The sequence below is a fragment of the Candidatus Benthicola sp. genome (assembly GCF_058719085.1).
In genome coordinates this window covers 1-6,898 of sequence record NZ_JBZQEK010000108.1, presented here as the reverse complement: position 1 = coordinate 6,898, position 6,898 = coordinate 1, and the positions used below count along the sequence as shown (strand labels likewise).

Below are 6,898 nucleotides of genomic sequence, written 5' to 3'. Positions count from 1 at the left end.
TCGGCCGCCGGGCTCACGGCCCGCTACGCCGTCGATGACCTTCCCGGACGTCAGGTGATCGCCGTGGTGAACCTCGGGGCACGCAATATCGCGGGCTTCGAGTCCCAGTGCCTGACGCTGGGCCTTCCCGATGAATCCGGTCAGACGGTGCTTCTGCAGCCTGCCGACCCGGTTCCAGACGGCGGGCGGCTGTTCTGACCGCGGTGGCCGACCCGCAGGACGTCTCCGTTCCTGCCGATCCGGGACCGGGCTACGACGCCCTCTGCCACTCCGTGGCGTTTCGGGAGGATCGCGACCGCGCTCTCATTCGCATCGAAGGAGCGCGCGCGGGCCGAGTGCTCAATGGTCTCCTGAGCGCCGACGTCGAGGCGATCGAGGTCGGAGAGGCCCGGCTCAGCTTCGTCCTGTCTTCCCGGGGCCGCCCCATAGCCGTGCCAAGGGTGGTGCGGGTCGAGGCTGCCTACCTGCTCGACCTGTCGAGAGAGGCGCTCCCGGGCCTGCTCGAGCACTTCGGGACCTATCTGCCGCCCCGGTTCGCGTCTCTCACGGAGCTCGACGACGCCCGGTTCCTGACTCTCACGGGCCCGCACGCGACGGGGTTCCGCGCCGGGCTCGAGCCGCCGGAGGCGTCGCTCATCTCCGTCCCGCGGCCCGAGGAGGAGGGGGGAGGGTACGACTACCTCGCCCCGGCGGGTGGTTCGGCGGTGGACACGTTCGCGGCCGCACTTCGCACAGCCGGTGCGATCGAGGCGACCCGCGTCGATTGGGAGGTGTGGCGAATCGAGATGGGGATCCTCCGGTACGGCCGAGAGATCACACCCGACCACCTTCCCCAGGAGACGGGTCTCGTGGAGCGCGCCGTGAGCTTCGACAAGGGCTGCTACACGGGTCAGGAAGTGGTGGCCCGGATTCATTACCGCGGAAGCGTCCAGAGGCACCTTCGAGGCATCCAGGGAGAAGAGGAGCCGCGGGAACACCCGTCACCCGCAACCCCGCTCGTGCACGCGGATCGGGAGGCCGGACACATCACGTCCTGGTGCCATTCGCCCCGCTTCGGCGCGATCGGCCTCGCCTACGTGCGACGTACCCTCGGTCCGGGCGACGCCGTACGGCTGGAAACCAGGCCTCCGATCGAATGTCGCGTCCGCCAACTTCCCTTTACCATCACGTAAAGTGCCGGGGCGAAGCGATTTGCAGGCTCCGTTTCCCTCCCGTACTTTGGGTTCCGGCTCCGGACACCCTCGCGGGAGAACACATCTGAACGCCCTGGACCGGCAGGACATGCGGACCCTGTATCGACTCCTCTGGCTCACCCGTGCCGTGGAGGAGCGACTCGAGACCCTGTTCAAGCAGGGTCACGTGGTCGGCGGGCTCTATCGAAGCCTCGGCCAGGAGGCGACGGCGGTCGGCTGCGGCTACGCTCTCGCGGAGGGGGACTGGCTGGCCCCGTCCATTCGTGATCTCGGGGCCCTTCTGGCCCGCGGACTCGATCCGGCCGATGTTCTCCGGCAGTACACGGCGCGGGGCACGTCTCTGTGCGCGGGCAAGGACAACACCAACCACTTCACCGTGCCGGAACTCGGAATCCTGGGCCCGATCAGCCCCCTCGGCACGCAGCTCTGTGTGCTCAACGGCGTGGCCCTGAGCTTCCGAACGCGGGGCGAGCCGCGGGTGTGTCTCACGTTCCAGGGGGAAGGCGCCTCGCGAACGGGTGCCTCCCACGAAGGGCTGTCGCTGGCCTCGGCTCTCGAGCTTCCGATCGTCGTCGTGTTGCAGCACAATCGGTGGGCCTTCGGTACGCCGAGCACCTCCGTGGCCGCCGTGGAGAGCTGGGCCGACGTGGCCGGAGCCTACGGCGTGCCCGCCGTGACCGTGGATGGCAACGACGTGCTCGAGGTCTATGACGCGGCGTCACAGGCCGTGGCCCGCGCTCGGGCGGGGGACGGAATGACCCTGATCGTGTCCGAGACGTACCGCATGCTCGGTCATGCTCAGCACGATGGACAGAAGTACGTGTCACCCGAGGAGCTCCAGACCTGGAGGGAACGCGATCCCCTTCGGCGTTTCGAGGCGTACCTGGTGGAGTTCGGGTTCGAGTCCGCCTCCGGCCTCGAGGAGGTCCGCGCGGAAGTGAATTCGGAGCTCGACGAGGCGACGGAGAAGGTGCTGGGAGAGGGATACCCGCCGGCCGACGAAGCGCGGACGCGTGTGTACGCGAATCCGTCCCTCGATCCGGAAGTACCCTGGACCCGGCTGGACTCGCCTCCTGGATACGAGGCGCTGTCGCCCGCGGGCAGCCGCCGGGCCAGAAGAGCGGAGAGCCCCTGATGGCCGGGAACACTGGGGAGATCACCTACCTCGAGGCGATCCGGGAAGCCCTGCGCGAGGAGATGCGGACGGACGACGCCGTGTTTCTGCTCGGAGAGGACATCGGGGCCTATGGCGGGGCCTTCAAGGTCACGGAGGGCTTCCTCGAGGAATTCGGCGCCGACCGGGTGATCGACACACCGATCAGCGAGGCCGCCATCGTCGGCGCAGCGATCGGGGCCGCGCACATGGGGCTCAAGCCGGTCGCGGAAATGCAGTTCATCGATTTCATCGCGCCCGCTTTCGACATGATCGTGAACTTCGCGGCCAAGTCCCGTTACCGCACCGGGATCGGCGCGGGCATCGTGATCCGGGGGCCGTGCGGTGCGGGAGCGAGATCCGGACCGTTTCATTCTCAGTCCGTCGAGTCCTACTTCGCCAACGTCGCGGGCCTCAAGATGGTCATTCCAGCGAGGGCGTACGACGCGAAGGGACTCCTGCGGTCGGCGATCCGGGACACGGACCCGGTGCTGTTCTTCGAGCACAAGTTCCTGTACCGCCGGATCAAGGAAGAGCTTCCGGTGGACGAGGAGATACTCGTGCCGATCGGCCGCGCACGCACGCACCGGCCGGGCACCGACCTGACCATCGTGACCTACGGCGCCATGGTGTACCGGTCGGACGAGGCGGCCGCGCGGATCGCCGCCGAGGATGGGGCCGAAGTCGAGATCATCGATCTCCGCACCCTCAGGCCGCTCGACACGACGGCCATCGTGGAGAGCGTCCGGCGCACGGGCCGGCTCCTGATCGTGCACGAAGCCCCGAGATTCGGGGGATTCGCCGGCGAGATCACGGCCCAGGTGTGCGAGGAGGCGTTCGAGTGGCTCGACGCTCCGATCCGCCGGGTCACGGCGATCGACACGCCGGTGCCGTACGCGCCCACGCTCGAGGATTACTACCTCCCCGGCGAGGAGGACATCGTGTCGGCAGCCCGGTGGCTGCTCGCCTACTGATCGCCCATCGAAGACGGAGCCCGTCGGGATCGGGCCGAGACGGTTTCAGGAAAGGAACGTGAGATGTCCAAGGTCGATGTGATCATGCCGCAGATGGGGGAATCGATCGCGGAGGGCACGCTGACGAAGTGGCTCAAGAAGGTCGGCGACTCCGTGGAGCGGGACGAGGACCTGTTCGAGATTTCTACGGACAAGGTGGACGCCGACATCCCGTCGCCGGAAGCCGGCACCCTGGTCGAGATCCTCGTCGAGGAGGGAGCGACCGTGGAGGTGAACACGGTGGTCGCCCGCATCGACACCGAGGGAGAAGCCGCCGGCGAGGAGGCGGAATCGGAGAAGGAAGCGGCGGAGGTGGACAGCGCCGAGACGCCCGAGGCGCCGGAGGCGGCCGCGGAAGCGGCGCCCGGTACCCAGGACGAGGAGGCCCGGCCCGTGAGAGAGTCCGTTGCCGCGTCGGGCACGGAAGGTCCGGCCAGCCGTGAAGAGCGCCTGCAGACTCGTTCCACGCCGCTCGTCCGGAAAATGGCCGCCGAGCATGGCGTCGACATCGCGGACGTCGAGGGAACCGGCATCGCGGGTCGGGTGACGCGGGACGACCTCCTCGAGCACATCGAGAAGAAGGAGGTCGCCGCGGAGCAGGAACCGACTCCGAAGACGGCAGCCGGAAAACCGGAGCCGGCTCCTTCGGCCGCCTCCGCGCCCGAGCAAGCGGGTCCGCCCGGAACGATGCGCGTGCCGATCCACGGGGCAACGCTCGACATCCGGATCCCGCAGGTGCCCGTGCGCGAAGGCGACACGGTGGAGGAGATGAGCCGGGTCCGGCTGCGAACGATGGAGCACATGCTGATGTCGAGGCGCATCTCGGCTCACGTGACCTCGGTGAACGAGATCGACTTCGAGCACGTGGTCCGTCTTCGCCGGAAGCTGAAGCCGAGGTTCGCGGAGCAGGGCATCAAGCTCACGTACGGCCCCTTCATCATGAAGGCCGTGGTGGAGGCTCTTCGCGAGTATCCGATCCTCAACGCCTCGGTGGACGGCACCCGGATCGTCTACCATCGCGACATCAACCTCGGGATCGCGGTCGCCGTGGCCGACGGCAAGGAGCTGATCGTGCCCGTGCTCAAGAACGCCGATCAGCTCAGCCTCATGGGCCTGACGGCCGGCGCGAACGAGCTCGCCGAGAAGGCGCGATCGAAGACGCTCGATTTCTCGGACATCGAAGGCGGCACCTTCACAATCACAAACGTGGGGGTGTTCGGAAACCAGTTCGGTATGCCGATCATCAACCAGCCTCAAGTCGCGATCCTCGGAACCGGGGTGATCGAGAAGCGACCGGTGGTCGTCCAGGACACCATGGGCAACGACGTGGTCGGCATTCGGCACATGTCGTATTTCGGGCTCAGCTACGATCACCGCGTGGTGGACGGCGCCATCGCCGCCTTCTGGCTCAACAAGGTCAAGGAGGTTCTGGAGAACTTCCCCGAAGACGTGATCTGAGCTCCGTCTCCACCTCGCCTTTCTGATGTCCAGTCGGCGGCCCTTTCCCGGAGGGCCGTCGTCGTTCCTTCCGCCCGGAAGCGATCTGCCTACGGGCCCCGTTTCCCGCTGTCAGAGGACCGTGGGAACGCGAAGTGTCCGGTTTTGGTACACATCGTCGCGTATCCGAACATCCGGCATGCCGGACCGGACCGGCCCGATCTCCTTCAACGTATTGTCACGAAGCACCTTGGACCGTATCGAAGGGGTGGCACGGGCATTGCCCTTGAAACGAGTGGCCGTATCGGTGCGTACTGCGGGGTCCCCGGTGCGGAGTGAGGGGCGATGTTTCTTCCCTACATGATCCGCCACCGAGACAGAGCTCGTCGACCGGGGACTCGGCCTGCCGCGCGAGCGCGGAGAGGCACCGCTCATTGAAGATCGAGAGAGCCTGATGGAAAAGCCTGAGGGAAGGGCGGAGGGAACGGTCGGAGGCGCGACTCGGGAACGGGTCCGTCCACGACTGGTTGAGAAGAAGGAACGACCGCGCCTGTCGCTCCGGAAGGGCCGCGGAGAGCGAGAAGGCTCGGACGCTTCAGGCGAGGCCGGAGGCGTGGGCACGAGCCGACTGTCCGGCATGGATGTCAAGCGGGCGCCGAAGGGCAAGAAGAAGCGCAACCTTTATATCGCCCTGGGAGCCGTCGGCCTGCTGGTGGTCACCTATCTGCTCAGCCAGCTCGAGCCCGCCGCCCCGACCGTCGATCGCAACGTGGTCGTTCAGGGAACGGTGGAACGGGGTGAGATGGTTCGCGAGGTCCGGGGCTCGGGCACGCTGGTACCCGAGCGGGTGCAGTTCGTGGCCGCCGTGACGGCGGGGCGCGTGGAATCCGTTCACTTCGAACCAGGACAGGAAGTGAGCCCGGAGGACATCCTCGTGGTGCTCTCGAATCCGGACGTGGAGCTCCAGGTGCTGGAGGCCGAGCAGCAGTGGACGGCCGCCCAGGCCACCCTCGTTTCCCTGCGCCAGACGCTCGGCACGGGGCTCCTGGCGCAGGAGGCCGCGGTGGCGGACACGCGCGCCCGGTACGGCGAGGCTCGCAGACAGGCCGAGGCCTATTCGAGGCTCGCCGACAACGAGTGGGTGTCCGGCAACGAGTACGAGAACGCTCGCGACAACGCGGAGGCGCTGCAGGAACGCCTGCGTACCGAGCAGGCACAGCTCGATCTTCTCAACCAGACGATCGAGGAGCGCCTGGCGGTGCAGCGTGACCAGGTGGAGCGGCTTCACAACATCTACCGTTACTACCAGGAGCGCTCGGCCAACATGAAGGTGAAGGCAGGTGCCGAAGGCGTGCTCCAGGACTTCGACCTGGAAGTCGGGCAGTGGGTGCAGTCGGGGACGACCCTGGCTCGCGTGGCGCGCCCCGAGCGCCTCAAGGCGGAGCTCCGGATCCCCCAGACGCAGGCCCGCGACGTTCAGGTGGGTCAGTCCGCGTACGTCGACACCCGCACGGACACGATTCCGGGACGAGTGCGGCGCGTGGACCCGAACGTCCAGGGCGGCTCGGTGCTGGTGGAAGTTACGCTGCAGGGAGACCTCCCGGCCGGGGCGCGCCCGGACCTGAACATCGATGGAACGGTCGAGCTGGAGAGATTGAACGACGTGCTGCACGTCGGGCGGCCCGCTTACGGGCAGAGCAACAGCACGGTGAGCCTCTTCCGGGTGATCGAGGATGGGGATGCCGCAGAACGGGTCACCGTGCAGCTCGGTCGGAGCTCGGTAAACCAGATCGAGGTGGTGGAAGGCCTCGGTGAAGGCGACGTGATCATCCTCTCGGACATGTCCCGGTACGACGACGTGGACCGGGTCCGCATCAGGTAACTTCGACGTCGGAAGCGTCCTCAGCTGGAAAGGCGAGACATGGAGAAAGACATTCCTCTGATCCGGATGGAAGGCGTCAAGAAGGTCTTCTACACGGAGGAGATGGAGACGCACGCGCTGGCGGACATTCACATGGAGATCCGGGACGGGGAGTTCGCGGAGGTCATGGGTCCGTCGGGGTGCGGGAAGTCCACCCTGTTGTCGCTGGTCGGTCTGCTGG

6 protein-coding genes and 1 pseudogene are annotated in these 6,898 nt (G+C 67.0%); all 7 read left to right on the top strand.

All coding sequences use genetic code 11. From position 1 onward, the window contains the following. Nucleotides 1-198: pseudogene (locus AC36XV_RS08630) on the top strand (tRNA-binding protein); the annotation flags it as partial. A gap of 5 nt (nucleotides 199-203) precedes the next feature. Continuing rightward, the gene (gene ygfZ, locus AC36XV_RS08625) at nucleotides 204-1,172 is read left to right on the top strand and encodes a CAF17-like 4Fe-4S cluster assembly/insertion protein YgfZ (RefSeq protein ID WP_492203281.1); all 969 of its coding nucleotides are present in this window, start codon (nucleotides 204-206) and stop codon (nucleotides 1,170-1,172) included. A 109-nt stretch (nucleotides 1,173-1,281) separates the two neighbouring features. Next, a complete protein-coding gene (locus AC36XV_RS08620) occupies nucleotides 1,282-2,328 on the top strand; it encodes a thiamine pyrophosphate-dependent dehydrogenase E1 component subunit alpha (protein ID WP_492203280.1) in 1,047 nt (348 codons plus the stop codon). Continuing rightward, nucleotides 2,328-3,320: an alpha-ketoacid dehydrogenase subunit beta gene (locus AC36XV_RS08615; RefSeq protein WP_492203279.1), complete on the top strand. Its 993-nt coding sequence runs from the start codon at nucleotides 2,328-2,330 to the stop codon at nucleotides 3,318-3,320. The genes AC36XV_RS08620 and AC36XV_RS08615 overlap by 1 nt, the downstream gene beginning before the upstream one ends. Before the next feature lie 63 nt (nucleotides 3,321-3,383). Next, the gene (locus AC36XV_RS08610; protein ID WP_492203278.1) at nucleotides 3,384-4,817 is read left to right on the top strand and encodes a dihydrolipoamide acetyltransferase family protein; all 1,434 of its coding nucleotides are present in this window, start codon (nucleotides 3,384-3,386) and stop codon (nucleotides 4,815-4,817) included. A gap of 433 nt (nucleotides 4,818-5,250) precedes the next feature. Further along, nucleotides 5,251-6,678, top strand: coding sequence for an efflux RND transporter periplasmic adaptor subunit (locus AC36XV_RS08605; protein WP_492203277.1), 1,428 nt, complete (start codon nucleotides 5,251-5,253; stop codon nucleotides 6,676-6,678). A gap of 39 nt (nucleotides 6,679-6,717) precedes the next feature. Beyond that, nucleotides 6,718-6,898 (top strand): ATP-binding cassette domain-containing protein (locus AC36XV_RS08600; RefSeq protein WP_492203276.1); only part of this gene is annotated, 181 nt, incomplete at its 3' end.

Excerpts from the sequence above, each read along its gene's own strand:
- AC36XV_RS08620 (WP_492203280.1), top strand. The coding sequence starts at position 1,282 with ATGCGGACCCTGTATCGACTCCTCTGGCTCACCCGTGCCGTGGAGGAG.
- AC36XV_RS08615 (WP_492203279.1), top strand. The coding sequence starts at position 2,328 with ATGGCCGGGAACACTGGGGAGATCACCTACCTCGAGGCGATCCGGGAA.
- AC36XV_RS08605 (WP_492203277.1), top strand. The coding sequence starts at position 5,251 with ATGGAAAAGCCTGAGGGAAGGGCGGAGGGAACGGTCGGAGGCGCGACT.
- AC36XV_RS08610 (WP_492203278.1), top strand. The coding sequence starts at position 3,384 with ATGTCCAAGGTCGATGTGATCATGCCGCAGATGGGGGAATCGATCGCG.